General features: G+C 73.1%; 1 protein-coding gene. It reads left to right on the forward strand.

All coding sequences use genetic code 11. The features are described 5' to 3' along the window. Nucleotides 1-219: 219 nt before the first annotated feature. Nucleotides 220-1,491, forward strand: a complete 1,272-nt coding sequence (locus KS423_RS44700) for an alpha/beta hydrolase (RefSeq protein WP_224285403.1) — start codon at nucleotides 220-222, stop codon at nucleotides 1,489-1,491. Nucleotides 1,492-1,845 lie beyond the last annotated feature (354 nt).

The following is a 1,845-nucleotide window of genomic DNA, read 5'->3' on the forward strand; positions in this document are numbered from 1 at the left end:
TGGCGCGTCCGCGCAGCCGGGCGTCGGCGGCGCTGAGGCGGTAGGCGGCGCGGGCCAGGCGGTCGAGCGCCCGGGCGCGGTCGTCGGCGGGTGGCGGCTCGGCCATGGTCGGTCCTCCTCGGCGGGTCGGCGGGTTGACAGCAGCCTAGCCTCGGTACTTAATAGCTAAGTACTTATTCATTAAGCACTTAGCTAACTTGGCTCGCAGAGGAGACCCCCATGACCACCCGTTCGACCGGCCAGAGCTGGGCCCTGGACACCGCCCTCGCCCAGGGCGGCTTCGACGCGCTGCACCCCGAAGCCGTCGGAACCATGGAACAACTGGGCCACGACCACACCGACTTCGCCAAGGTCTTCGCACTGGTCAGGAGCGGCGCGATGCTGCCCAAGGCCTGGGCGACAGTGGCCGGCCAGGCCGAGGAGCGCGCCGCCCACCACGAGCGCGGCGGTTTCGCGCAGACCGCCGCCGACCTCTACCTGAGGGCGGCGGTGATGTGGGGCAGGGCGCAGTACTCGCTCTTCGACGCGGCCGACCCGCGCAAGGCGGCCATGCGCGAACGTGCCGACCACTGCGTGGCGCGCCTGGGCGCGCTGCGCGAGGGCCGGGTGCGGCGGGTGGAGCTGGACTTCGAGGGCTCGCGGATCTTCGCCCTGCTGCACCTGCCGGCCGGCCGGGTCGAGAACGCGCCGGCCGTCATCCTCGGCCCCGGAATGGACATGATCAAGGAGGACTACATCTGGGCGGCCGAGCGCTACTACACCTCGCGCGGCATGGTCGCGCTGTCCATCGAGGGACCGGGCCAGGGCGAGAGTCGCGCCGGAGGGCTGACCGTCGACCTCGCCAACTACGAGCGCGCGATCGGCCGCTACCTCGACCACCTGGCCGCGCTCCCGGAGGTCGACGCCGACCGGATCGGCATGTTCGGCATCTCGATGAGCGGCTACTGGGGATCCCGGGCGGCCGCCACCGACCGCCGCCTGGCCGCCCTCGCCGCCTTCGAGGCCGTCACCGGCGACTTCACGACGATCTTCGAGCGCGCCCAGCCGACCTTCAAGAACAACTACATGTACATGGCCGGGTACACCGACGAAGAGGCCTTCGACCGCGACCTCGCCCACCGGATGCCGCTGGGCGACCTGGTGGCCGACATCACCTGCCCGGTGCTGTACGGGATCGGCGAGTTCGACGAGCTCACCGACCTCGGCCAGGCCCTGGAGAACTTCGAGCGCATCCGGGCGCCGAAGGAACTGCGGGTCTACGAGGACGAGTTCCACCCCCTCGGGGGAGTGGCGGCCGAGGTCTTCCGCTTCGGGGCGGAGTGGCTGGAGCGGGCCCTCGCCGGGGAGTTCGCCGACCCCGGACGGGACGTGCGCCACTATGTCCACCGCGACGGCCGCACCACCGACGGCAGCGCCGACCCCACCTGGTGGCTCGGCGCCGCCCCGACCGCCCTCGCCGACACCCGGCTCGCCGGCGCCCGCCGGCACTGAGCCCCGCGGCCGCCGCGGCGAACGCCGTCGTACCGCAAGGGGTGCCGGCACGTGAATGCCGGCACCCCCGCCGCCTGCCGCCGCCCTGGAGAAGGGGCATGCCGGAGCGGCCAGCGGCCACCCGTCCGCGGCCGGTTTCCCGAAACCGGCCGGGCGCGAACGAGCGTGGGGGCTCCTGCCCACGGGGCGGTCCGATGCTGCCCGTCCGCGTGAATGTGACTCAAGACGTGCACCGCGCTGCGCCCGCCGACCCGCGCGCTGCGCACCGAGACCGGCTGGACGTCCGGCCCCGTGGAGGGCTCCCGGCCCAAGGACGCCTTCGACCCGGCACCGCCGGAGGTCCCGGACGTGCAC

Source organism: Streptomyces sp. LS1784 (genome assembly GCF_020103755.1).
Taxonomy (GTDB): domain Bacteria; phylum Actinomycetota; class Actinomycetes; order Streptomycetales; family Streptomycetaceae; genus Kitasatospora.

Excerpts from the sequence above, each read along its gene's own strand:
- KS423_RS44700 (WP_224285403.1), top strand. The coding sequence starts at position 220 with ATGACCACCCGTTCGACCGGCCAGAGCTGGGCCCTGGACACCGCCCTC.